This window comes from Bacillus sp. FSL R5-0422 (genome assembly GCF_038610765.1).
Lineage (GTDB): Bacteria > Bacillota > Bacilli > Bacillales > Bacillaceae > Bacillus > Bacillus pumilus_O.
The window spans coordinates 20,358-45,184 of sequence record NZ_CP152014.1; the positions used below are offsets into that span (position 1 = coordinate 20,358).

The window sequence follows — 24,827 nt, forward strand, 5'->3', positions numbered from 1 at the left end:
TCGAATTGACAAATGGGAGGAAACTATTGTGAGCAATAAGGGAACTGAACGAGTGAAACGTGGAATGGCAGAAATGCAAAAGGGTGGCGTCATTATGGATGTCGTCAACGCTGAACAGGCAAAGATCGCAGAAGAAGCAGGTGCGGTGGCAGTTATGGCACTAGAACGAGTTCCAGCTGATATTCGTGCAGCCGGCGGTGTTGCCCGTATGGCAGACCCAAGAATCGTAGAAGAAGTACAAAATGCAGTAACGATTCCAGTCATGGCAAAAGCACGTATCGGCCATATCGTCGAGGCTCGTGTCCTTGAAGCACTTGGTGTTGATTATATCGATGAGAGTGAAGTGCTGACGCCCGCAGATGAGGAATTCCATTTAAATAAAAATGAATACACAGTACCTTTTGTCTGTGGTTGCCGTGATTTAGGTGAAGCAACCCGTCGTATTGCAGAAGGAGCTTCTATGCTTCGTACAAAAGGAGAGCCTGGAACAGGCAACATTGTAGAAGCTGTCCGTCATATGAGAAAGGTCAATGCTCAGATTCGTAAAGTGGCAGCAATGAGTGAAGATGAACTGATGACAGAAGCGAAGAACCTAGGAGCACCGTATGAATTATTGCTTCAAATCAAAAAAGACGGCAAACTCCCAGTTGTTAACTTTGCAGCGGGAGGCGTTGCGACACCAGCAGATGCTGCGTTAATGATGCAGCTTGGAGCAGACGGTGTATTTGTTGGATCTGGTATCTTTAAATCAGACAATCCAGCGAAATTTGCAAAAGCAATTGTTGAAGCAACGACTCACTTCACAGATTACCGTCTCATTGCAGATCTATCAAAAGAGCTTGGAACAGCCATGAAAGGAATTGAAATCTCAAATCTACTGCCAGAAGAGCGTATGCAAGAGCGTGGCTGGTAATTAAGGGAGCGCAAACGAACATGCTAACAATTGGTGTACTAGGGCTTCAAGGAGCTGTGAGAGAGCATATTCAATCGATTGAAGCCTGTGGCGCAGAAGGGAAGATCATCAAACGAGCAGAAGAGCTAGTATCTGTTGACGGTCTTATTATCCCTGGTGGAGAAAGCACGACGATGAGAAGACTCATGGATACGTATCAATTCATTGAACCGATCAAAGCGTTCGCTGCAAAAGGGAAACCGATTTTCGGGACTTGTGCAGGTTTGATTATGCTGGCAAAGCATATAGAAGATCGAGATGATGCTCACCTTGGACTGTTAAATGTATCTGTTGCACGGAATTCATTTGGCAGACAGGTAGACAGCTTTGAAGCAGATTTAGAAGTAAAAGGACTGGATGCCCCGTTTACAGGAGTGTTCATCCGTGCGCCTCATATCATCAGTGCAGATGAGAGCGTAGAGGTCATGGCTGAATATGATGGTAGGATTGTGATGGCGAAAGAAAACAATATCTTAGGCTGTTCTTTTCATCCAGAGCTGACAGACGACCACCGGTTAACACAACTGTTTGTTGAAATGGTGAAGACCTATAAAACGAAGCTCGCTGTATAAAACGGTTGAAAAGAGATAAAACTTATAGTACATTAAAATCACAATCAAAGATCGAAAAAGCGTTGACGGGAAATAGTAAGAAGCCCCTCTTTCTCAGAGAGCCGATGGTTGGTGCGAATCGGTGAAAGATGCAGTCTGAATCCATCCTTGAGCGAAATGCTGAAACACGAGAAGTAAGCATTTACGGTGATACCGTTACAGAGGAAAGAGGAAAGCGTGCTTCTGCATGTTTTCAATCAGGGTGGCAACGCGAGAGCTCTCGTCCCTTTCATGGGATGAGGGCTCTTTTTATTTTTCGATAAAAAAAGGAGTGTTACACATGCTGGATATTAAACAACTGCGCACGGACTTTGATCAAATCAAAGAAAAACTAGCACACCGTGGCGAAGATTTAGCGGATTTTGATAAGTTTGGTGAGCTGGATCAAAAAAGAAGAGAACTAATCGGAAAAACAGAAGTATTAAAGAGCCGAAGAAATGAAGTATCACAGCAAGTGGCTGTTCTAAAAAGAGAAAAGAAAGACGCCGATCACATTATTCAAGAAATGCGTGAGGTAGGAGATGAGATTAAGAAGCTGGATGATGAGCTAAGAACAGTAGAAGAAAGCTTGCAGCACATCTTATTCTCTATTCCGAATATTCCTCATGATACGGTACCAGTTGGGGAAACAGAAGATGACAACGTGGAAGTGAGAAAGTGGGGCGAACAGCCGGCATTCTCATTTGAGCCAAAGCCACATTGGGACGTAGCGGATGAGCTAAACATTCTCGATTTTGAACGGGCAGGCAAAGTTACAGGAAGCCGTTTTGTTTTTTATAAAGGGCTTGGCGCACGCTTAGAGCGCGCACTATATAACTTTATGCTCGATTTACACGTAGATGAGTTTGGTTTTACTGAAGTGCTCCCACCTTACATGGTCAATAGAGCAAGCATGACAGGGACTGGGCAGCTTCCAAAATTCGAAGAGGATGCCTTTAAAATCCGTGAAGAAGATTATTTCCTCATTCCAACAGCCGAAGTACCTATTACCAACATGCACCGTGATGAAATAATTGAAGGAGAACAACTGCCAATCAATTATGCAGCATTCAGTGCTTGCTTTAGATCAGAAGCTGGATCTGCCGGCAGAGATACACGTGGACTCATCCGTCAGCATCAATTTAATAAGGTAGAGCTTGTGAAATTTGTTAGACCTGAAAATTCTTATGAAGAATTAGAGAAACTAACAAATCAAGCAGAAAAAGTCCTACAACTACTAAACCTACCATACCGTGTCATGAGCATGTGTACCGGAGATTTAGGTTTCACAGCTGCGAAAAAATACGACATCGAAGTATGGATTCCGAGCCAAGATACGTATCGTGAAATTTCTTCTTGCAGTAACTTCGAAGCGTTCCAAGCAAGACGCGCAAACATTCGATTCCGTCCAGAGCCTAAAGCCAAGCCAGAGCATGTGCATACATTAAATGGATCTGGTTTAGCAGTAGGAAGAACCGTGGCGGCTATTTTAGAAAACTATCAACAAGAGGACGGCACTGTGATCATTCCTGAAGTACTGCGTCCTTATATGGGAAATAAAGAAGTAATGAAATAAGATGCCGCTATGGCATCTTATTTCTTTTTACCAAAAGTCCTACAGTTTTCCTAAATTTAGCCGATAGAAATACTAAAAGCTTCTAGGAAAGAAGGAATAACCTTGAATAGGCTTGACTATTATGTTGAAATGGCTCAATTAGTTAGAAAAGTTCTAGATGAAAGTATTCTTTTCGGCATCACTGATAAAGAAAAGGTGCTTTGCTACTATCCGTCTAACACAATAGATTTTGGCATGAAGGTTGGGGACCCATTGAACCCAGAAGACCAAAACGTGGCGACGACATTAAGAGGACAAGAATATGACGGTCATTTACCAGAATCTTTATATGGTTATGAAATTGCAGTAAAAGGTTACCCGATTTTCGATGAAAATAGAAAAGTAATTGGCTCTTTTTTAGTGGCATTTTCACATCATCGTGAAAAGAAATTAAGCGGTTATATGGAGCATATCAATGGTGTAGCAAAAGAACTCCAAAGTGGAATTGAGCAAATTGCTGCGCATTCACAAGAGCTAGCTGCCACAAGTTTAGAAATAAGTGAACAGGCAGGAAGAGCGGAAGAGAAATCAGCAAACATTGAAGAAGTCGTCAAAACCATTGGCGGGATTGCTAGACAAACCAACTTGCTAGGCCTAAATGCTGCAATTGAAGCAGCAAGGGCAGGAGAGAATGGAAAAGGGTTTGCTGTCGTGGCTGATGAAGTTCGTAAATTATCAGATGGCTCAAAGGAAGCGGCTGAAACCATTAATACCTTTTTAAAAGAGATCCAAGACAGTATTGGTACATTGTCTGAAAATATCTCACAAATCAGCAGCTCAACAAATGAACAAGCCAAACAAGTGACAGACTTTACGAAAATTATCGAATCATTAAATGAGTTTAAAGAAGAGATGAATCATTTTATTGAAGAGATTAGACAGGATACAAAATAGATCAAGAGCAGCCGTCGATGGCTGCTTTTTTATGGGCAGATTTCATGGCAAAATAACTTATTGAAATTTTTTTCGAAAAGATGTTGACTTGAAATAAAACGATATGGTATATTAATTCTTGTCGATACGGAGGAATACCCAAGTCCGGCTGAAGGGATCGGTCTTGAAAACCGACAGGGGTGTCAAAGCCCGCGGGGGTTCGAATCCCTCTTCCTCCGCCATATTGATTTTTTACCTTAGTTGAATTGAAACGCAAGCATAAAAATTGGAATTGTCAAACCGCTGCATTCGCGAATGCAGCGGTTTTTTTTATTTTGTTTTAGAGCGATTTTTTTGAATGACAGAAGCTATTTCATGAAGAATGGGATCAAGTGAGCTTTCATCATGAAGTAAGTCGTAATCTTCAATGTTAATTTTAATCACTGGACATAAATCGAATTGTTCGATCCATTCTGTGTATCGAGTGTACATTTCTTCCCAATAGGCTCGGTCCGTTTGAGTTTCCATCTCTCTGCCGCGTTCCTCGATACGATATAAAATATGATTTAAATCCCCGTGTAAATAGATGAGAACATCAGGGTGAGGGAAGTAAGGTGTCATCACCATTGCCTCGAATAGACTTGTATACGTTTCATAATCTACTTCAGACATCGTACCTTTGTCCGCATGCATTTTTGCGAATATGCCCGTGTCCTCATAAATTGAACGATCTTGCACATATCCTCCACCAGATTCAAAAATCCGCTTTTGTTCCTTAAAACGCTCCGCAAGGAAATAGACTTGTAAATGGAAGCTCCATCTTTGAAAATCAGAATAAAAGGGCTCTAAGTATGGGTTATCATCTACTTTTTCAAGAGAGGTTTGAAAGCCTAGCTTGTCCGCTATCGTTTTAGTCATAGTTGATTTTCCGACACCAACAGTCCCGGCAATTGTGATCACTGCATCTTTTGGTATTTCGATATTGTTCATAGCACTTGCTCCTTTATGTTCTGTACAATTTGCTGGTAATCTTGCTGTGAGGAAACGAAGTCTGTATGATCTCCTTCAATTGTAATGATAGGAAGCCCTGGGTCTGTCTGTTTTAAATGTTCAATGGCCAGCTCATAATCTTCAATGAGTGTTTTTAAATAAGCTGGGTCAATGTCTTCTTCAAAAGAGCGTCCTCTCATCTGTATTCTTTCAAGTAAGGTAGGAAGGCTGGCTTTTATATAGATGATGGCATTTGGTTTAGGAAGATCATCTGTTAGCAAGTGATAGATCTTTCTGTATTTGTCCATATGCTTTTTCGATAATGTTCTTTCTGCAAATATCATATTTTTATAGACATGATAATCAGTGACAATCGGCTGCTGATGATTCACATAGTTTTCTTGAATCGATTCTAACTGTTTGAACCGATTGCATAAAAAGAACATCTCAAGCTGAAAGCTCCATTGTTCCATATCTTCATAAAATTTATCTAAGAATGGATTTTCTTCTACAATCTCTTTTACTAAAGGAAATTGAAATTCCTTCGCAAGCATTGTAGCCAAAGTTGTTTTTCCGGCTCCAATTGGGCCTTCCACTGCAATAAAAGGGGCAGGATACATAGGCGTTCTCCTCTATCTATAAAGTTGTCAAACCAATGTATATTGTACCATACCCCTTCCGAGAGATAGAGCGAACGGATTACGATGTCGTTCTTTTTTCAATATTAAATTGATCTGATAATAAGAGCCAATTTTGAGGGAAGGATAGACCTAATTTCCAATAAGCAATCCCGTTCAAGCTTAACTCTTTGATGAGGTTGAATTTTGCTTGAATCGATCTAGCATCTTCGAACCATACTTCGTGCTCTTTATTATTGGCATCTGTATAACGAAAATAAGGTGCTTGAGCTGTTTCGTCATATAGAATGGAGGCATTATTATTTCTAGCAATGGCAATCGCTTGTTGGGGACTGACAGCTTTAGCGATAGGCCCGCCTTGAACGTAAGGAAGCGTCCAATCATAGCCGTATAAGTTCTGGCCCATAACAATTTTATTGGCTGGCATAACGGTCAGTGCATATTCAATGACTTCGCGGACAGGTCCAATGGGAGAGACTGCTTGCGCAGGGCCGCCGCTGTATCCCCATTCGTAGGTCATTAAGACAACATGATCGACGATATTCCCAATAGCTCCATAGTCATGAGCCTCATACCATTTTCCCTTTTGCTGACTACTTGTTTTAGGGGCAAGTGCAACAGATATTGTCCATCCTTCTTGATGGAAGCGGGTCGTTGCCTCTCTTAAAAATTGAATGTAAGCCTCTTTATCAGCGGGACGTAAATATTCAAAATCAAAATGGATTTCTTTAAATTGATATTTTTTTGCAATACGAACGATTTCATTTAAAAATGTGGCTTTGACAGATTGGTTATTCAAAAGAATTCGCCCAAGTTCATCACTGAATTTATCATTCTCTAGGTTAGTCACCACCATGGATAAAACAGTTCTGCTTTGAGCGGCTATTTGAGGTAGCTGATCTAACGGTGGTTCTTTCAGTGTTCCATCTCTTTGCGCTTGAAAACTAAAAGCGCCTAAATGCGTTAAATATGGAGAGGCCTCTCTAGCTGCTTGTTTTAAGTTTTCACTCACTTGATTTCCCCGTGGTTCAATGTAAGCATTCGAATTAATGTTCCTTTTAGGTCTTTGAGGAATATAGAGCAAGAAGCGAATAGGAAGTATTGCTTCAGGCCGTATTCTATTCACACGTGCCAGTTCTTCTACTGAAATTCGAAATCGTCTTCCAATTTGATAAAGTGTGTCATTTTGTTTGACCTCATAAAATTGTCCTCTAATTGGAATGACAATTGTTTGTCCAATGACGAGTTGATTTGGTGTTTCAATATCGTTGGTCCGGATGATTTCATTGACTGTTGTTTTAAAACGCATGGCAATTTCGTTTAAAGTATCTCCTCTTTTGACAACATAAATTTGAATAGTCAACGCCCCCTTTGTTATTGCTAACAATTTATGAGGGTTATGGATAAATCATGTTTGATTTTCATTCGTGATCTCTTTAGCAGTGGTGATTTTTGCAAGTAGAACGTTTTCCATCATCGTTAAAGCATATTCGTTGTCTCTGTCGTCATTTGATGCGATACAATCTTTAGGTACAATTAAGTTGTATTCTCGCATGTATGCGTCATTTGCAGTGAATAGAACGCAAATGTTTCCTGCAATTCCGGTCAAAATGATGTCTTGTACACCTAATTCATTTAAGAGTGTCTCTAATGCAGTACCATAGAAGGCAGAATGCTTCGGTTTAATTAAGAAATAATCATCTTTTGATGGTGCCATTTTCTCTAAAATAGCGGCGCTTCTCTCGTTTTTGCATGTTTCCATCACAGCTTGAATATCAGCCTTCCAGAGACCATAGTGGTCGTTGATATAGATGATCGGCCAATTTTCCTTGAAAGCATGATCTTTAAGAGCTAAAATCTTATTGGTCATTTGCTCTGTTTTATCAGCGAGTACATGTCCCATTTCAAAGTCAAAATTATTAATCATGTCAATAATCAGCAGTGCCTTTTGGTGCTTTTGCAAAGTAAGACCCCCTTTAAAAGATTGTGCTAATATGTTAACCTCAATATCCTTTTAAAAAACATGAAAAGAGAGCCGTGCTATGACGAGAGATGAACAGTTTATGCAAGAAGCTATTTCTGAAGCCTTAAAAGCAGAACAAATAGGAGAAGTACCAATCGGTGCCATCATCGTTGTTGATGACCAAATTGTGAGCCGCGCTCATAATTTAAGGGAAACAGAGCAACGTTCAATTGCGCATGCAGAATTACTTGCTATTGATGAAGCGTGTAAAACAACTGAAAGCTGGCGTTTAGAAGATGCTGTACTTTATGTGACGCTTGAACCATGTCCTATGTGTGCGGGAGCGATTGTTCTTTCTAGAGTGAAAAAGGTCGTTTTTGGTGCATACGATCCAAAAGGTGGATGTGCAGGTACTTTAATGAATTTACTGGATGATGAACGATTCAATCATCAGTCTGAAGTCATTGGTGGTGTACTTGAAAATGAGTGTGGTGAGTTGCTAAGTCAGTTCTTCCGAAATCTCCGTCAACGAAAGAAACAAGCCAAAAGTAAATGAATGGATGACGTTTGCAATTTCGACTATAAGAAGGTATACTTATGTCTGCGTCACTAACAATTTAATATTCATTTTGCCGTGCTAAGCGGGGAGGTAGCGGTGCCCTGTACTCGCAATCCGCTCTAGCGAGGCCGAATCCCTTCTCAAGGTTCGTTTACTTCAAGGTCTGCCTTAAATAAGTGGTGTTGACGTCTGGGTCCTGCGCAATGGGAATTCATGAACCATGTCAGGTCCGGAAGGAAGCAGCATTAAGTGAAACCTCTCATGTGCCGCAGGGTTGCCTGGGCCGAGCTAACTGTTTAAGTAACGCTTGGGGTAGCGAATCGACAGAAGGTGCACGGTAAATCAATATTAAATGTAACTCATCTAGTTAATCTAGGTGAGTTTTTTGTTGCTGTTTAAAGAATAATTCAGCTGCTTTTTTTATACAAATAGCCAAAAAAACATTTTAGAGTCCTTTTTGTTTTTTCGGAATGAGAACGAGTGTTCTTGTTGGTTTTGTAGATCAATTCGAACATCTAAAAAACAGGTTTTTGATTCATAGAAAGTAGAAAACCTATAGTTGAAATCATCATTTTCGTTTATTAGAAAATAAAGGTGTGCTTTTGAATTGATCGGTGCATCATGTATAATAAAAAAGATGATAAATGGAGGAGGGCGTATTTGTGAGTTATCAAGCTTTGTATCGAGTGTTCAGACCTCAAGTTTTTGAGGATGTTGTTGGACAAGAACACATCACAAAAACGTTGCAAAATGCCCTTTTGCAGAAGAAGTTTTCTCATGCTTACTTATTTTCAGGTCCTAGAGGAACAGGTAAAACAAGTGCTGCTAAAATCTTTGCGAAGGCAGTGAACTGTGAAAAGTCACCTGTGAGTGAACCTTGTAATGAATGTGATGCTTGTAAAGGGATTACAAACGGCTCAATTTCAGATGTGATCGAAATAGATGCTGCCTCAAACAACGGGGTAGATGAAATCCGTGATATACGTGATAAAGTGAAATTTGCTCCTTCGGCTGTTACATATAAGGTTTATATTATAGATGAAGTACATATGCTCTCTATCGGGGCGTTTAATGCCCTTCTTAAAACGTTAGAGGAGCCGCCTGCTCATTGTATCTTTATTTTAGCTACCACAGAGCCTCATAAGATTCCTCTTACGATCATATCTCGTTGTCAGAGATTTGATTTTAAACGAATCACGACAAAAGATATTGTTGGAAGAATGCAGAAAATTGTAGATGCAGAAAGCCTAAATGTACAAGAGGGCTCGCTCGAGATTATCGCTAGTGCAGCTGATGGCGGTATGCGTGATGCATTAAGCCTCTTAGATCAAGCCATTTCGTTTAGTGGTGAGCAACTGACAATTGATGATGCGCTGCTTATTACAGGAGCTGTTTCTCAGCAATTCATTAGTCAGTTAGCCGAAGCAATTTTTGATCAAAATATTGCCGTGGCGTTAGATACCTTAAATGAATTACTTCAGCAGGGGAAAGATGCTGCTAAATTAATAGAGGACATGATTTTTTACTTTAGAGATATGCTGCTTTATAAAACAGCACCAGATCTGGAAGGGGTCCTTGAAAAGGTAAAGGTCGATGAAAATTTCGTGGCGCTTTCGGATCGTGTGACACCTCAATTTCTATATGAAACAATTGAAGTGCTGAATAAAAGTCACCAAGAAATGAAGTGGACGAATCATCCAAGGATTTTCTTTGAGGTAGCTGTTGTCAAGCTATGTCAGTCAACGGCTGGAATACCACAATCTCATGCTAACGCTGATTTAACGACGCTAACGGATAAAATAGACAGGTTGGAACAGGAGCTATCTAGGATAAAAGCTGAGGGTGTGCCAATGTCTCATTCTCAACATCCTCAAGAAAAAAAGGAAGCACCTCGACCACAAACGAGTAACAAAAATGGATATCGTGCACCTGTCGGCCGAATTCACGAGATTCTAAAAGAAGCAAAACGTCCAGAGTTAGAAAAAATTAAAGGCAAATGGGGAGAACTTCTTGCCCACTTGAAACAGCAGAATAAGGTGTCTCACGCTGCGCTATTAACGGATAGTGAACCAGTTGCTGCGGCTACTCATGCCTTTGTTTTAAAATTCAAGTTTGAAATACATTGTAAAATGGTTGCTGAAGATAAAAGCGGTGTTCGAACTAACCTTGAGCAGCTACTAGAGTCTATGTTAGGGAAAAGAGCGGAATTAGTTGGCGTTCCTGACGCTCAATGGGGTAAAATAAGAGAAGAATTTTTAAGAGATCATCAGCCAGATGAACAGGCAGATGGTCAGGGGACTCCTGCTGAAGAGGATCCATTGATTGCTGAAGCAAAGAAGTTAGTAGGAACCGATTTAATTGAAATTAAAGACTAATAAAAATGAAAGAGAGTGGTGTTCATATGCGCGGTGGAATGGGAAATATGCAAAAAATGATGAAACAAATGCAAAAAATGCAAAAGGATATGGCTAAGGCTCAAGAAGAGCTTGCAGAAAAAGTCCTTGAAGGTACAGCTGGTGGCGGTATGGTCACTGTAAAAGTAAATGGACAAAAAGAAGTTGTCGATGTAGCAATTAATGAAGAAGTTGTTGATCCAGAAGATATCGATATGCTTCAAGATCTTGTACTTGCAGCGACAAACGATGCATTGAAAAAAGTTGATGAGTTAACAAATGAAACAATGGGACAATTCACAAAAGGAATGAACATGCCAGGTTTATTCTAGGAGGAATAACTGAAGATGCAATATCCTGAACCAATATCAAAGCTGATTGATAGCTTTATGAAATTGCCAGGAATCGGACCGAAAACTGCGGTCCGTCTGGCTTTTTTTGTTCTTAGTATGCAGGAAGATGTCGTGCTAGATTTCGCAAAGGCGCTTGTTAATGCAAAGCGTAATTTAACTTATTGCTCAGTATGCGGCCATATCACAGATCAAGATCCTTGCTATATTTGTGAAGATACAAGAAGAGATCAATCTGTTATCTGTGTAGTACAAGATCCAAAAGATGTGATCGCAATGGAAAAGATGAAAGAATACAACGGCTTATATCATGTCCTTCATGGTGCTATTTCGCCAATGGATGGTATTGGTCCAGAGGATATTAAAATTCCTGATCTGTTAAAAAGATTGCAAGACGATCAAGTGACAGAGGTAATCCTTGCAACCAATCCAAACATTGAAGGAGAGGCTACAGCCATGTATATCTCTAGATTGTTGAAACCATCAGGAATTAAACTCTCTCGTATTGCTCACGGACTACCAGTAGGTGGAGACTTAGAGTATGCGGATGAAGTCACACTGTCTAAAGCTCTAGAGGGCAGACGTGAGATGTAGGAAGGAGAAGTACGGTACATGGGTTTTCTTCGCAGAAAATCAATTCGAAAAGAATTCGATGAGAAATTAATTCAACAGCTTTTAAAGCAAAAGGAAGAATGGAACAGACAAAAAAAGCTTGTCGCAAATAGCGTTGAGCCTTCACCGGACATTCTATTCGAATTAAAGCTTGCTCAAGCGAAGTACTTTTTCTATCTAAGAGAAGCGAAAAAGAGGAATTTACGTTTAAACAACTGGAGATAGCAGGTCTATTTTACATAGTCCTCTCATATGCTTGTACTATTCATATGAAGAGGAGATGAGAGGATTATGGAACCTGTTATTGTGATCGGGTCAATTTTGCTAGCTGTACTATTGTTGTTTATGTCAGGTGTTCAAGCGAACCCCTTCAAATGGTTAGGGCTAATTGGAATAAAGTTTGTGGCAGGTGCTCTTTTTTTATTTTGCCTTAATCTATTTGGAGAGAGTCTGGGATTACATGTATCTATTAACCCTGTAACAAGTGGCATCAGTGGTTTATTGGGCATTCCAGGCGTAGCAGCTTTAGTTGTAATTGAAAAATTTATTATTTAATGAGGAATATTGTTGACTTTGATTCTGTATGGTGGTAAATTAATATACGTCGCTGATGACGAAGAAACGAAAAAACATGATAACAAAAAAAGTTGTTGACATTAACAATTTAAATATGGTATGATGTTCTAGTCGCTTCTGAAGCGGTAAACAAGTTCTTTGAAAACTAAACAAGACAAAACGTACCTGTTAATTCGAGTTTTTATAAAAAATCCTATGATGTTTCATAGGTAGTCAGTCAAACGCTGACGAGGCAGGAAATGATCACATGCTAAGTTCGCTACATCGTGTAGCAACGCATGTGTGATATGCATCCTGCATACCTCGGAGAGTTTGATCCTGGCTCAGGACGAACGCTGGCGGCGTGCCTAATACATGCAAGTCGAGCGAACAGAAGGGAGCTTGCTCCCGGATGTTAGCGGCGGACGGGTGAGTAACACGTGGGTAACCTGCCTGTAAGACTGGGATAACTCCGGGAAACCGGAGCTAATACCGGATAGTTCCTTGAACCGCATGGTTCAATGATGAAAGACGGTTTCGGCTGTCACTTACAGATGGACCCGCGGCGCATTAGCTAGTTGGTGGGGTAATGGCTCACCAAGGCGACGATGCGTAGCCGACCTGAGAGGGTGATCGGCCACACTGGGACTGAGACACGGCCCAGACTCCTACGGGAGGCAGCAGTAGGGAATCTTCCGCAATGGACGAAAGTCTGACGGAGCAACGCCGCGTGAGTGATGAAGGTTTTCGGATCGTAAAGCTCTGTTGTTAGGGAAGAACAAGTGCGAGAGTAACTGCTCGCACCTTGACGGTACCTAACCAGAAAGCCACGGCTAACTACGTGCCAGCAGCCGCGGTAATACGTAGGTGGCAAGCGTTGTCCGGAATTATTGGGCGTAAAGGGCTCGCAGGCGGTTTCTTAAGTCTGATGTGAAAGCCCCCGGCTCAACCGGGGAGGGTCATTGGAAACTGGGAAACTTGAGTGCAGAAGAGGAGAGTGGAATTCCACGTGTAGCGGTGAAATGCGTAGAGATGTGGAGGAACACCAGTGGCGAAGGCGACTCTCTGGTCTGTAACTGACGCTGAGGAGCGAAAGCGTGGGGAGCGAACAGGATTAGATACCCTGGTAGTCCACGCCGTAAACGATGAGTGCTAAGTGTTAGGGGGTTTCCGCCCCTTAGTGCTGCAGCTAACGCATTAAGCACTCCGCCTGGGGAGTACGGTCGCAAGACTGAAACTCAAAGGAATTGACGGGGGCCCGCACAAGCGGTGGAGCATGTGGTTTAATTCGAAGCAACGCGAAGAACCTTACCAGGTCTTGACATCCTCTGACAACCCTAGAGATAGGGCTTTCCCTTCGGGGACAGAGTGACAGGTGGTGCATGGTTGTCGTCAGCTCGTGTCGTGAGATGTTGGGTTAAGTCCCGCAACGAGCGCAACCCTTGATCTTAGTTGCCAGCATTTAGTTGGGCACTCTAAGGTGACTGCCGGTGACAAACCGGAGGAAGGTGGGGATGACGTCAAATCATCATGCCCCTTATGACCTGGGCTACACACGTGCTACAATGGACAGAACAAAGGGCTGCGAGACCGCAAGGTTTAGCCAATCCCATAAATCTGTTCTCAGTTCGGATCGCAGTCTGCAACTCGACTGCGTGAAGCTGGAATCGCTAGTAATCGCGGATCAGCATGCCGCGGTGAATACGTTCCCGGGCCTTGTACACACCGCCCGTCACACCACGAGAGTTTGTAACACCCGAAGTCGGTGAGGTAACCTTTATGGAGCCAGCCGCCGAAGGTGGGACAGATGATTGGGGTGAAGTCGTAACAAGGTAGCCGTATCGGAAGGTGCGGCTGGATCACCTCCTTTCTAAGGATATATGGAGCAGTGTGCGTTTTCGTCTTGTTTAGTTTTGAAGGAACTTGCAAAAGATCCTACAACATCATATCTTCGATATGAAAGATGGGCCTGTAGCTCAGCTGGTTAGAGCGCACGCCTGATAAGCGTGAGGTCGGTGGTTCGAGTCCACTCAGGCCCACCATCTTCTATTAAATCGGGGCCTTAGCTCAGCTGGGAGAGCGCCTGCCTTGCACGCAGGAGGTCAGCGGTTCGATCCCGCTAGGCTCCACCAACGTGTTCTTTGAAAACTAGATAACAATAAGTAATACATTCACATTGAATGCAATGCAAAGTTCATCACACATAGTGATTCTTTCTAAAGTAAGAAATGGTTAAGTTAGAAAGGGCGCACGGTGGATGCCTTGGCACTAGGAGCCGATGAAGGACGGGACGAACACCGATATGCTTCGGGGAGCTGTAAGCAAGCTTTGATCCGGAGATTTCCGAATGGGGAAACCCACTGCTCGTAATGGAGTAGTATCCATACTTGAATACATAGAGTATGAGAAGGCATACCCGGGGAACTGAAACATCTAAGTACCCGGAGGAAGAGAAAGCAAATGCGATTCCCTGAGTAGCGGCGAGCGAAACGGGAACAGCCCAAACCAAGAGGCTTGCCTCTTGGGGTTGTAGGACACTCTATACGGAGTTACAAAGGAACGATATAAGCGAAGAGGTCTGGAAAGGCCCGCCAAAGAAGGTAACAGCCCTGTAACTGAAATGTTGTTCTCTCCAGAGTGGATCCTGAGTACGGCGGAACACGTGAAATTCCGTCGGAATCCGGGAGGACCATCTCCCAAGGCTAAATACTCCCTAGTGACCGATAGTGAACCAGTACCGTGAGGGAAAGGTGAAAAGCACCCCGGAAGGGGAGTGAAATAGATCCTGAAACCGTGTGCCTACAAGTAGTCAGAGCCCGTTAAAGGGTGATGGCGTGCCTTTTGTAGAATGAACCGGCGAGTTACGATCCCGTGCAAGGTTAAGCAGAAGATGCGGAGCCGCAGCGAAAGCGAGTCTGAATAGGGCGCATGAGTACGTGGTCGTAGACCCGAAACCAGGTGATCTACCCATGTCCAGGGTGAAGTTCAGGTAACACTGAATGGAGGCCCGAACCCACGCACGTTGAAAAGTGCGGGGATGAGGTGTGGGTAGGGGTGAAATGCCAATCGAACCTGGAGATAGCTGGTTCTCTCCGAAATAGCTTTAGGGCTAGCCTCAAGGTAAGAGTCTCGGAGGTAGAGCACTGATTGGACTAGGGGCCCCTACCGGGTTACCGAATTCAGTCAAACTCCGAATGCCGATGACTTATCCTTGGGAGTCAGACTGCGAGTGATAAGATCCGTAGTCGAAAGGGAAACAGCCCAGACCGCCAGCTAAGGTCCCAAAGTATACGTTAAGTGGAAAAGGATGTGGAGTTGCTTAGACAACCAGGATGTTGGCTTAGAAGCAGCCACCATTTAAAGAGTGCGTAATAGCTCACTGGTCGAGTGACTCTGCGCCGAAAATGTACCGGGGCTAAACGTATCACCGAAGCTGCGGACTGTTCTAACGAACAGTGGTAGGAGAGCGTTCTAAGTGCTGTGAAGTCAGACCGGAAGGACTGGTGGAGCGCTTAGAAGTGAGAATGCCGGTATGAGTAGCGAAAGACGGGTGAGAATCCCGTCCACCGAATGCCTAAGGTTTCCTGAGGAAGGCTCGTCCGCTCAGGGTTAGTCGGGACCTAAGCCGAGGCCGAAAGGCGTAGGCGATGGACAACAGGTTGATATTCCTGTACCACCTCCTCACCATTTGAGCAATGGGGGGACGCAGGAGGATAGGGTAAGCGCGGTATTGGATATCCGCGTCCAAGCAGTTAGGCTGGGAAATAGGCAAATCCGTTTCCCGTGAAGGCTGAGCTGTGATGGCGAGCGAAATTTAGTAGCGAAGTTCCTGATTCCACACTGCCAAGAAAAGCCTCTAGCGAGGTGAGAGGTGCCCGTACCGCAAACCGACACAGGTAGGCGAGGAGAGAATCCTAAGGTGATCGAGAGAACTCTCGTTAAGGAACTCGGCAAAATGACCCCGTAACTTCGGGAGAAGGGGTGCTTCTTAGGGTGTTAAAGCCCCGAGAAGCCGCAGTGAATAGGCCCAGGCGACTGTTTAGCAAAAACACAGGTCTCTGCGAAGCCGTAAGGCGAAGTATAGGGGCTGACGCCTGCCCGGTGCTGGAAGGTTAAGAGGAGCGCTTAGCGTAAGCGAAGGTGCGAATTGAAGCCCCAGTAAACGGCGGCCGTAACTATAACGGTCCTAAGGTAGCGAAATTCCTTGTCGGGTAAGTTCCGACCCGCACGAAAGGCGCAACGATCTGGGCACTGTCTCAACGAGAGACTCGGTGAAATTATAGTACCTGTGAAGATGCAGGTTACCCGCGACAGGACGGAAAGACCCCGTGGAGCTTTACTGCAGCCTGATATTGAATGTTGGTACAGCTTGTACAGGATAGGTAGGAGCCTTGGAAACCGGAGCGCTAGCTTCGGTGGAGGCATCGGTGGGATACTACCCTGGCTGTATTGACCTTCTAACCCGCTGCCCTTATCGGGCAGGGAGACAGTGTCAGGTGGGCAGTTTGACTGGGGCGGTCGCCTCCTAAAATGTAACGGAGGCGCCCAAAGGTTCCCTCAGAATGGTTGGAAATCATTCGCAGAGTGTAAAGGCACAAGGGAGCTTGACTGCGAGACCTACAAGTCGAGCAGGGACGAAAGTCGGGCTTAGTGATCCGGTGGTTCCGCATGGAAGGGCCATCGCTCAACGGATAAAAGCTACCCCGGGGATAACAGGCTTATCTCCCCCAAGAGTCCACATCGACGGGGAGGTTTGGCACCTCGATGTCGGCTCATCGCATCCTGGGGCTGTAGTCGGTCCCAAGGGTTGGGCTGTTCGCCCATTAAAGCGGTACGCGAGCTGGGTTCAGAACGTCGTGAGACAGTTCGGTCCCTATCCGTCGCGGGCGCAGGAAATTTGAGAGGAGCTGTCCTTAGTACGAGAGGACCGGGATGGACGCACCGCTGGTGTACCAGTTGTTCTGCCAAGGGCATCGCTGGGTAGCTATGTGCGGACGGGATAAGTGCTGAAAGCATCTAAGCATGAAGCCCCCCTCAAGATGAGATTTCCCATTCCGCAAGGAAGTAAGATCCCTGAAAGATGATCAGGTTGATAGGTCTGAGGTGGAAGCGTGGTGACACGTGGAGCTGACAGATACTAATAGATCGAGGACTTAACCTATATTCTATTGTGAAGTTTGAACATTGTTATCTAGTTTTGAGAGAACATTCTCTCCATCAGGTTTGGTGGCGATAGCGAAGAGGTCACACCCGTTCCCATACCGAACACGGAAGTTAAGCTCTTCAGCGCCGATGGTAGTTGGGGGTCTCCCCCTGTGAGAGTAGGACGCCGCCAAGCTTGTATAAGGATCAGTTCCATTCGGAACTGGTCTTTTTTGTTTTTTAAGAAAAGGAACAAACACCCGATCTGACATGGATACATATACTAAACTACCATCTAAAACATTCTTAATTTTGTATACAATTGAAAGCGCTAGGGCATACTGAAGCTATAAGTGGAGGTGTCACAATGGACAAAAAAGAGCGAGAAGCAATTTGTTTGATTTGTGAAGAGAAAAAGACAAAGGGAATTTATTTATATCATCAGTTTTTGTGCCGAGACTGTGAGCGAAAATTAATTTCTACATCGACCTCAGATCCTAGCTATTCCGATTATGTGAGAAAGCTTAAAAATCTTCATACGCCGCCTTTGTATTCATAGACCACTAGCTGGTCTTTTTTTATGAGCTATGAAGGATTGGGCCTGTTTTTTGGGAACTTAGTTTGGACATCATCCGTAATTCATAATAAGATAAACAGAGAGCCTGATTATTCATAGGAGTCGATAAACATGAAATCAATCTTTTATACTTTTATATGGGCCATCCTCTCTACTTTTTTTTCGCTTATGATTTTAACCGTCAGTATAGGGGTTTTCCATCATCATGCTGGATTATCGATACTGTATGCGATGATTGGGTGGGGTGTGATGTTTGCGGGGAGCAGATGGACTGCTTTCCAATTGTTTTTAAAGAAACACGGACTGTCTCGTAGTGATTATGTATATATCAAACAGCATTTAAAAGAAGCAGGGCAAAAGCTTGTGCGTTTAAAAAAAGCCTTATTTGCTGTGAAAAACGTACAAACGATCAAACATAATTATGAAGTTTTTCGGCTTGCACGACGAATCTATACAATAACAAAAAAAGAGCCAAATCGATTTTATGATGCACAGCGCTTTTATTTCGAAAGTTTAGATTCCGTCGTTGAACTAACTGAGAAATATGCACTATTGTATAATCAGCCTAATCGTAGCCATGAGCTGGAAATGACATTAAGCCAAACCCGAGTGACATTGACAGAGCTGCAAAAGCAATTGACGAATGATTTGCAACAAGTGTTAGGAAGAGATATAGAAGCTCTTCATATTGAGCTTGAAGTAGCAGATAAAATGATGAAGAAATAGATGAAAGGAGTCAAACACGATGAAATCGGAAGATCGCGCCACAACATCACCTGCCTCCACTACTGATCTCCAGTTTCGGTTGTTTGATACCTTATCTGATGAAGAGAAAAGGGAAGCCGTTCAGCGTGCTAAGCAGATCCCTGACAATCCGCAAAAGCTCCTTTTCTATGGTACACGTGTGCAGGAACGATTATTGGAACAATCACAACAGATGATGAAATATGTTGAGAAAAAAGATATCGATCAAATAGGAGACGTGCTTGAGGCCTTTTTGCAGCAGTTACATGTAGTGGAGCCAGAGGATTTGGTGCCGAAGAAACAGGGCTTTTTTTTGAAATGGTTTCAACGCGATAAGCGATCTACTCAGGAGACCATATCACGTTTTCGACATGCAAAATCACAGATCGAGAGATTGTCAGCAAGGCTTCAATATGCAAGAGGCGTATTAATCTCGGACCATATGTTATTAGAGCGTTTATTTGAAGAAAATCAAACGTATTTCCAAGAGATGACGCTGCAGGTTGCAGCAGTTGAAGAGAAAATAACCATGTTAGAGCAGCAGCCTCTTTCAGAAACGCAACTTTCTGTTGAACGGACGTTAGAGGAGCAATTGATGAGTCAAGAAGTCAATGTAGAAGAGTATATGGAGAGACTAAAGGAACGAAAGTATGATTTGCTGTTAAGCCGGCAGATTGCATTGCAATGTAATGCTCAAATTCGGATGATCCAGCATACGAATCATACATTGGCTAATCACATTCAATCAACAGTTTCAGCCTCTATTCCTCTATGGATCAACCAAATGTCGATTGCATTAACGCATATACAGCAGCGGGCCAATTCAGCTCTAGAGAACCGAATTCAAAAAACATATGAAAATGTATCAAAGCAGCAGGGGCAGATTCTTGAAGAGGCATCTTTAGCCCCTATAGATACGTTGAAACAGGTTCAACGTCAATTAGCTGAAACATTACAGGAAACGTTACAGGTGAAAGAGCATGGAAGCCAAGAGCGGGCTCAATTGAAAAACAGTATGTATGAGGCAGAGCAGCAGTTGGCGAATCCAATAAAGGAATGAGAAACCATCTTTCGGTTCACTTGTTTGAACGTTATAATAGACTTAAGATATCGTTAAAGTGAAAAGGGTCGATTTGTTTGAAAACACCTTTATATACAGCATTAGCACAGCATGCGGAAAAGAAGCCTTATTCTTTTCACGTTCCAGGACATCACAATGGAGATGTCTTTTTTGATGAGGCACGGTCTCACTATGCTTCAATTCTTCAGCTGGATGTGACAGAGCTTGAAGGTCTTGATGATCTTCATCACCCGACTGGGGTCATCCAAGAGGCAGAACATTTATTAACTAAGCTATATGGTTCAGATCAAAGCTTCTTCCTTGTGAATGGTACAACAGTCGGAAACTTGGCGATGGTGATGACAGCATGCCGCACGGGAGACGAAATTTTCGTCCAGCGAAATTGCCATAAGTCTGTCTTTCATGCGATCGAACTTGCAGGGGCAACGCCTATTTTGATAGACGCTGAGATAGACCCACACTTGCACGTTCCAACACATGTGATGGAAAATACAGTGAGAAAGGCCATAGCAAAACATCCTCATTGCAGGGCAATCATTTTGACTTATCCGAACTACTACGGACATGCAGCTGATTTATCAAAGCTGATTCACATGTGTCATGAAGCAGGTATGATTGTGTTGGTTGATGAGGCACATGGTGCGCATTTTGTATTAGGCGGGGGCTTCCCTCCATCGGCTCTTTCCTATGGAGCGGACGTGGTGGTACAATCAGCACATAAAACCCTTCCGGCAATGACGATGGGTTCCTATCTTCATCTTCAAGAGGACCGAATCGATGCGAAGAGATTGAAAACCTTGCTCACCATGCTTCAAAGTAGCTCGCCCTCTTATCCCATTATGGCCTCATTAGATGTAGCAAGAGCTTATGTCGAGGAGATCAAAGAAAAAGGGACATTGGATGTCATCATGAAAGAACTGACAGAGCTGAAAGATCAGTTCAACCGTCTGAATCACCTTGAGGTGGTTGAGCCAGAATCATTGCATTCTGATCCATTAAAATGCGTCATTCGATCAACAAAAGGACTGACAGGTTACGAACTAAAGCAGGTACTTGAATCAGTGGATGTTCATCCAGAGCTTGCGGACGAACATCAGGTTTTACTTGTACTTAGCCTAGAACAGAGGAAGGACGTCCCTTTCAAGCAGATCGATCAGGCTCTTAAGCAAATTGATTCATTGCTCAAAGGGAAAAAATATATCCAAAATGAAACGGTATCTCTTGAGACTGATATATTAAATCAAGACATAGAGGCTGTTCCATTTGAACAAGCAACAGGCAGGGTGAGTGCAGAATCCATTATTCCCTATCCACCTGGAATTCCTTTGATGATTAAGGGAGAGCGTATTGAAAAAGAACAAATTGAGGCGTTAAGCCGTTTGCTTGGTCACGAGGTTCATATTCAAGCAAGTCAGGTCATTCATCAGAGAAAATTATATGTTTATATAGAAGAGGAGACACTATGAGCGGTATGTTTATTACGTTTGAAGGGCCAGAGGGTGCCGGAAAAACGACAGTGATACGAAAAGTGTACGAAGAAATGGAACGTCAAGGATATGCAGTGATGGCAACACGCGAGCCGGGCGGTATTGACATTGCTGAGCAGATCCGTGAAGTCATTTTAAATGAAAAAAATACAAAAATGGATGCGAAAACAGAGGCATTGTTGTATGCAGCAGCAAGAAGGCAGCATTTGGCTGAAAAAGTAGAACCGGCATTGCAGCGCGGAGAGACTGTCTTATGTGATCGTTTTGTTGATAGCTCTCTTGCTTATCAAGGCTATGCGAGAGGGCTTGGAATTGACCAAGTCAGATCAATAAACGACTTTGCTATTGATGGCACGATGCCGCAAATGACGATTTACTTTTCTATTACACCTGAGGAAGGGCTAAAGCGAATTCACGCCAATCAAGGAAGAGAAAAGAACCGATTAGATATGGAGACACTGAATTTTCACCAGTTGGTTAGAGAAGGCTATGAACTTCTTATTGCGCAATCACCAGAACGATTCCGCGTTGTGGATGCTTCTAAGCCGATGCAGGATGTCTATGAAGAAGTACTTCGAGTGATTCAGGACACATTAAAGAAAAATCAAATATGACCTCATTCCCAATCGTTGTTATAATATAGAGGAAGACATCGGCATGTCACCTGTGCCTAAAAAAAAGGAGGCCAATCAAATGAAATTAATTGTTGCCGTTGTACAGGACCAAGATAGTAGCAAGTTGTTGAAAATATTGACTGAACATCAATTCGGCGTGACAAAATTAGCTTCAACTGGTGGGTTTTTAAAGTCTGGGAATACGACTTTTATCATTGGTTGTGATGATGTCCGAGTGGATAAAGCGTTGCAGCTTATAAAAGAAAATTGCCGCAAACGTGATCAAATGATTGCACCTGTATCTCCAATGGGTGGTAACGCAGATTCATATGTACCATACCCTGTTGAGGTTGAAGTTGGTGGAGCTACTGTCTTTATTCTGCCAGTTGAACAATTTCATCAATTCTAAGGATGGGTTGCTGTGAAAATTAATCAAGATATGCGGCTGCTTTTAGAAAAGCGTGAACTCCAAGGCATTAAGGGAAGCCAAACATCTGCCTCCTTTAAAGCTTCGATGGAGACGCAAAGTGGTAAAATGCGCTTAGAGCAGCTGACGGTTATGCTGAGTGATATCGAAGTGTTCGGTAAAAAGCTGGCAAAGTCACGAAATTTAAAGGACTTGGCTAGGTTTAAAGGACTTGTGAAGCGCTTTGTGAAAGAGACAGTCGATAATGGATTAAATATAGAAACATCAAGAAGCTTTGATATTTATGGCAACACACGTACACTCGCTTTAGTCAAAGCATTGGATGAAAAGCTGATCGAATTAACAGAGGATATGATGGATCAAGAGAAACCATCTATCGATTTGCTTGAACGTATTGGAGAAATAAAAGGTTTATTAATTAACCTTTACACATAGAGAGTGATAACATGGCAATTAGCTGGGATGACATGAATGATTTGCAGCCGCGCGTCATGCGGCTGATTTTTAATAGTATTGGTAAAGACCGACTTGCGCATGCCTACTTATTTGAAGGAAAAAAAGGGACCGGTAAGCAGGATGCTGCGATGCTACTAGCAAAGAGCTTTTTTTGCTTGGAATCAGGAGTGAAACCGTGTGAATCCTGCCAAAATTGTAAGAGGATTGAGTCAGGAAACCATCCCGATTTACATCTCATGCAGCCTGATGGTCAGTCAATTAAGAAAGCGCAAGTACAGGCATTGCAAGAGGAGTTTACAAAAGCAGGTGTGGAATCTCACCGAAAAATGTATATCATTCTTCATGCGGACAAAATGACGGTCAACGCTGCGAACAGTTTATTGAAGTTCCTAGAGGAGCCTAACCGGGAAACGATGGCAATTTTAATTACTGAGCAATCGCATAAAATGCTGGATACGATTATTTCAAGATGTCAGATGCTTAGCTTTCAGCCACTGCAGCCTCAATCCTTGGAGCAGCAGCTATTACAAGAAGGCGTATCTCAGCATCTTGCAAGGCTTTTGTCGAATTTAACCAACAATTTAGCAGAAGCACTCGAATTAAGTCGAAATGATCAGTTTGCAGAGTCTAGAGCGAAAGTGATAAAATTGTATGAAGTCTTACACCAGCGAAAAGAACATGCATTTTTTTATATACAGGATCAATGGATGCCTTTTTTCAAAGAGAAAGACCTTCAAGAAACAGGTCTGGATATGCTTTTATTTATATATCGTGATGTATTGTCGATTCAAATAGGAAATGAAGATAAAGTCATTTATCAAGACTTATTCCAGACAATGAAGCAGCATGCGCTGCATTCCACACAGCAGATGGTGACGAACCAGATCCTTGCTGTATTAGAAGCGAAAAAGAGACTTCAATCCAACGTGAATGCCCAAGGGCTGATGGAGCAATTGGTGTTGATGTTGCAGGAGGGATAAGCTTGTACAACGTAATTGGTGTTCGCTTTAAAAAAGCGGGCAAAATCTATTATTTCGATCCTAATGGATTTCATATAGAAAATGATAGTTGTGTCATTGTAGAGACAGTCAGAGGAGTTGAATACGGGCAAGTGGTCATCGCTAATAAAAAAGTAGATGAACACGATGTCGTTCTTCCTCTGCGTAAAGTGATTCGTGTAGCAGATGAAAGAGATCGGCTCATCGTTGAGGAAAACAAAGAAGCAGCGATGACAGCCTTTGATACATGTCTTCAGAAGGTAAGTGAACATGGTCTTGAAATGAAGCTAGTTGATGTTGAATTTACATTTGACCGAAACAAGGTCATCTTCTACTTCACAGCGGATGGCAGAGTGGATTTCCGCGAACTAGTGAAGGATCTTGCATCGATCTTCAAAACAAGAATTGAACTTCGCCAGATTGGTGTAAGAGACGAGGCAAAAATGCTGGGTGGCATAGGACCTTGCGGGCGAATGCTTTGCTGTTCGACATTCTTAGGAGACTTTGAACCAGTATCCATTAAGATGGCAAAAGATCAAAACCTGTCGCTAAATCCCACAAAAATTTCAGGGCTTTGCGGTCGTTTGATGTGCTGCTTGAAATATGAGAACGATGAGTATGAAACGGCGAAAGAACAATTGCCGGATATCGGTGAAACGATTCAAACATCTAGTGGCTCTGCAAAGGTAGTAGGGCTCAACATTTTAGAACGAATTTTACAAGTTGAATTAACCGGGCAAGAAAAAGTGATAGAATATACTTGGGAAGAATTATTACAAGAAGGCGTTGTATCTGCACAAACAACTGAGTAACGAGGTGTGCCACCTTGGATAAAAAGGAACTATTTGATACGGTAATCAATTTAGAAGAACAAATCGGTTCTCTTTATCGCCAGTTAGGTGATTTGAAAAATCATATCGGTGAAGTGATTGAAGAAAATCATCAGCTGCAGATGGAGAATCAGCACTTGCGTGAACGTCTGGATCAGTCCGATCGGGTCAAATCGTCTGAGACAGAGAATGATTCTGCTCAGAAGCCAGGTCATTCTGATATAGGAGAAGGTCATGATAACCTGGCTCGGTTATATCAGGAGGGCTTCCATATTTGCAATGTACATTATGGGAGCATACGTAAAGAGGGAGACTGTTTGTTCTGTCTGTCATTTTTAAATAAAAAATGAGAAAAGGCTTCCGCTGAATCGGAAGCCTTTT

General features: G+C 42.9%; 24 protein-coding genes, 3 tRNA genes, 3 rRNA genes, 1 other RNA gene and 1 other annotated feature. Of the genes, 27 read left to right on the forward strand and 4 right to left on the reverse strand.

Annotated elements, in window-relative coordinates; genetic code table 11:
• Nucleotides 1–28: 28 nt before the first annotated feature.
• From pdxS to MKX52_RS00105, 5 genes are all read left to right on the forward strand, one after another.
• Nucleotides 29–913 carry a pyridoxal 5'-phosphate synthase lyase subunit PdxS gene (gene pdxS / locus MKX52_RS00085; RefSeq protein WP_088004198.1) on the forward strand — a complete coding sequence of 295 codons (885 nt, stop codon included), beginning with the start codon at nucleotides 29–31 and terminating at the stop codon, nucleotides 911–913.
• Nucleotides 914–933: 20 nt separating this feature from the next.
• Nucleotides 934–1,524, forward strand: a complete 591-nt coding sequence (gene pdxT / locus MKX52_RS00090; RefSeq protein ID WP_088004200.1) for a pyridoxal 5'-phosphate synthase glutaminase subunit PdxT — start codon at nucleotides 934–936, stop codon at nucleotides 1,522–1,524.
• 53 nt (nucleotides 1,525–1,577) lie between these two features.
• Nucleotides 1,578–1,794, forward strand: a binding site (T-box leader).
• A gap of 49 nt (nucleotides 1,795–1,843) precedes the next feature.
• Complete coding sequence (gene serS / locus MKX52_RS00095) at nucleotides 1,844–3,118, forward strand: serine--tRNA ligase (protein WP_342491241.1); 1,275 nt, start codon at nucleotides 1,844–1,846, stop codon at nucleotides 3,116–3,118.
• Between the two features lie 102 nt (nucleotides 3,119–3,220).
• A complete protein-coding gene (locus MKX52_RS00100; RefSeq protein WP_342491242.1) occupies nucleotides 3,221–4,051 on the forward strand; it encodes a methyl-accepting chemotaxis protein in 831 nt (276 codons plus the stop codon).
• Nucleotides 4,052–4,179: 128 nt separating this feature from the next.
• Nucleotides 4,180–4,272: transfer RNA gene (locus MKX52_RS00105), tRNA-Ser, on the forward strand.
• 88 nt (nucleotides 4,273–4,360) lie between these two features.
• Here MKX52_RS00105 and MKX52_RS00110 read toward each other — a convergent pair.
• From MKX52_RS00110 to MKX52_RS00125, 4 genes are all read right to left on the reverse strand, one after another.
• Complete coding sequence (locus MKX52_RS00110) at nucleotides 4,361–5,020, reverse strand: deoxynucleoside kinase (RefSeq protein WP_342491243.1); 660 nt, start codon at nucleotides 5,018–5,020, stop codon at nucleotides 4,361–4,363.
• Nucleotides 5,017–5,640, reverse strand: coding sequence for a deoxynucleoside kinase (locus MKX52_RS00115; protein ID WP_012009063.1), 624 nt, complete (start codon nucleotides 5,638–5,640; stop codon nucleotides 5,017–5,019). The genes MKX52_RS00110 and MKX52_RS00115 overlap by 4 nt, the downstream gene beginning before the upstream one ends.
• Nucleotides 5,641–5,719: 79 nt before the next feature.
• Complete coding sequence (locus MKX52_RS00120) at nucleotides 5,720–7,021, reverse strand: glycoside hydrolase family 18 protein (protein WP_012009064.1); 1,302 nt, start codon at nucleotides 7,019–7,021, stop codon at nucleotides 5,720–5,722.
• Between the two features lie 45 nt (nucleotides 7,022–7,066).
• Nucleotides 7,067–7,621 (reverse strand): isochorismatase family cysteine hydrolase, encoded by a 555-nt coding sequence (locus MKX52_RS00125; RefSeq protein WP_144499033.1) that lies wholly within the window; start codon nucleotides 7,619–7,621, stop codon nucleotides 7,067–7,069.
• A 79-nt stretch (nucleotides 7,622–7,700) separates the two neighbouring features.
• Here MKX52_RS00125 and tadA point away from each other — a divergent pair, with 79 nt between their 5' ends.
• From tadA to yabA, 22 genes are all read left to right on the forward strand, one after another.
• Nucleotides 7,701–8,177, forward strand: a complete 477-nt coding sequence (tadA, locus tag MKX52_RS00130; protein ID WP_012009066.1) for a tRNA adenosine(34) deaminase TadA — start codon at nucleotides 7,701–7,703, stop codon at nucleotides 8,175–8,177.
• A gap of 76 nt (nucleotides 8,178–8,253) precedes the next feature.
• Nucleotides 8,254–8,518: signal recognition particle sRNA large type (gene ffs / locus MKX52_RS00135), an RNA gene on the forward strand.
• A 324-nt stretch (nucleotides 8,519–8,842) separates the two neighbouring features.
• Entirely contained in the window at nucleotides 8,843–10,555 is a 1,713-nt protein-coding gene (gene dnaX / locus MKX52_RS00140) for a DNA polymerase III subunit gamma/tau (protein WP_342491244.1), read from the forward strand.
• A 26-nt stretch (nucleotides 10,556–10,581) separates the two neighbouring features.
• A complete protein-coding gene (locus tag MKX52_RS00145; RefSeq protein ID WP_008342011.1) occupies nucleotides 10,582–10,905 on the forward strand; it encodes a YbaB/EbfC family nucleoid-associated protein in 324 nt (107 codons plus the stop codon).
• Between the two features lie 15 nt (nucleotides 10,906–10,920).
• Entirely contained in the window at nucleotides 10,921–11,517 is a 597-nt protein-coding gene (gene recR / locus MKX52_RS00150) for a recombination protein RecR (RefSeq protein ID WP_003218094.1), read from the forward strand.
• Between the two features lie 18 nt (nucleotides 11,518–11,535).
• The gene (locus MKX52_RS00155; protein ID WP_342491245.1) at nucleotides 11,536–11,760 is read left to right on the forward strand and encodes a YaaL family protein; all 225 of its coding nucleotides are present in this window, start codon (nucleotides 11,536–11,538) and stop codon (nucleotides 11,758–11,760) included.
• A 66-nt stretch (nucleotides 11,761–11,826) separates the two neighbouring features.
• Entirely contained in the window at nucleotides 11,827–12,090 is a 264-nt protein-coding gene (locus tag MKX52_RS00160) for a pro-sigmaK processing inhibitor BofA family protein (RefSeq protein WP_012009068.1), read from the forward strand.
• 321 nt (nucleotides 12,091–12,411) lie between these two features.
• A 16S ribosomal RNA gene (locus tag MKX52_RS00165) occupies nucleotides 12,412–13,960 on the forward strand.
• A gap of 95 nt (nucleotides 13,961–14,055) precedes the next feature.
• Nucleotides 14,056–14,132 (forward strand) — tRNA-Ile (locus MKX52_RS00170).
• A gap of 14 nt (nucleotides 14,133–14,146) precedes the next feature.
• Nucleotides 14,147–14,222, forward strand: a tRNA-Ala gene (locus MKX52_RS00175).
• A gap of 98 nt (nucleotides 14,223–14,320) precedes the next feature.
• Nucleotides 14,321–17,251: ribosomal RNA gene (locus MKX52_RS00180) — 23S ribosomal RNA — on the forward strand.
• A gap of 61 nt (nucleotides 17,252–17,312) precedes the next feature.
• Nucleotides 17,313–17,428 (forward strand): 5S ribosomal RNA (gene rrf / locus MKX52_RS00185).
• Together the 16S, 23S and 5S rRNA genes with 2 tRNA genes alongside form the textbook arrangement of a ribosomal RNA operon.
• Nucleotides 17,429–17,599: 171 nt before the next feature.
• Nucleotides 17,600–17,791 (forward strand): sigma factor G inhibitor Gin, encoded by a 192-nt coding sequence (locus MKX52_RS00190; RefSeq protein WP_012008635.1) that lies wholly within the window; start codon nucleotides 17,600–17,602, stop codon nucleotides 17,789–17,791.
• Between the two features lie 129 nt (nucleotides 17,792–17,920).
• Nucleotides 17,921–18,535 carry a 5-bromo-4-chloroindolyl phosphate hydrolysis family protein gene (locus MKX52_RS00195; RefSeq protein ID WP_144523265.1) on the forward strand — a complete coding sequence of 205 codons (615 nt, stop codon included), beginning with the start codon at nucleotides 17,921–17,923 and terminating at the stop codon, nucleotides 18,533–18,535.
• A 19-nt stretch (nucleotides 18,536–18,554) separates the two neighbouring features.
• A complete protein-coding gene (locus MKX52_RS00200) occupies nucleotides 18,555–19,613 on the forward strand; it encodes a toxic anion resistance protein (protein WP_088000669.1) in 1,059 nt (352 codons plus the stop codon).
• 77 nt (nucleotides 19,614–19,690) lie between these two features.
• Entirely contained in the window at nucleotides 19,691–21,100 is a 1,410-nt protein-coding gene (locus MKX52_RS00205) for an aminotransferase class I/II-fold pyridoxal phosphate-dependent enzyme (RefSeq protein WP_342491246.1), read from the forward strand.
• On the forward strand, nucleotides 21,097–21,735 hold the full coding sequence (gene tmk, locus MKX52_RS00210) for a dTMP kinase (protein ID WP_088000673.1): 639 nt from the start codon (nucleotides 21,097–21,099) through the stop codon (nucleotides 21,733–21,735). Before MKX52_RS00205 ends, tmk begins: the two co-directional genes overlap by 4 nt.
• A gap of 79 nt (nucleotides 21,736–21,814) precedes the next feature.
• The gene (locus tag MKX52_RS00215; protein ID WP_012008640.1) at nucleotides 21,815–22,144 is read left to right on the forward strand and encodes a cyclic-di-AMP receptor; all 330 of its coding nucleotides are present in this window, start codon (nucleotides 21,815–21,817) and stop codon (nucleotides 22,142–22,144) included.
• 12 nt (nucleotides 22,145–22,156) lie between these two features.
• Entirely contained in the window at nucleotides 22,157–22,597 is a 441-nt protein-coding gene (locus MKX52_RS00220; RefSeq protein WP_088000675.1) for a YaaR family protein, read from the forward strand.
• Between the two features lie 11 nt (nucleotides 22,598–22,608).
• Nucleotides 22,609–23,598, forward strand: a complete 990-nt coding sequence (gene holB / locus MKX52_RS00225; protein ID WP_342491247.1) for a DNA polymerase III subunit delta' — start codon at nucleotides 22,609–22,611, stop codon at nucleotides 23,596–23,598.
• A 2-nt stretch (nucleotides 23,599–23,600) separates the two neighbouring features.
• On the forward strand, nucleotides 23,601–24,428 hold the full coding sequence (locus tag MKX52_RS00230; RefSeq protein WP_012008643.1) for a stage 0 sporulation family protein: 828 nt from the start codon (nucleotides 23,601–23,603) through the stop codon (nucleotides 24,426–24,428).
• A 14-nt stretch (nucleotides 24,429–24,442) separates the two neighbouring features.
• Entirely contained in the window at nucleotides 24,443–24,796 is a 354-nt protein-coding gene (yabA, locus tag MKX52_RS00235; protein WP_342491248.1) for a DNA replication initiation control protein YabA, read from the forward strand.
• The last annotated feature ends 31 nt before the right edge of the window (nucleotides 24,797–24,827 follow it).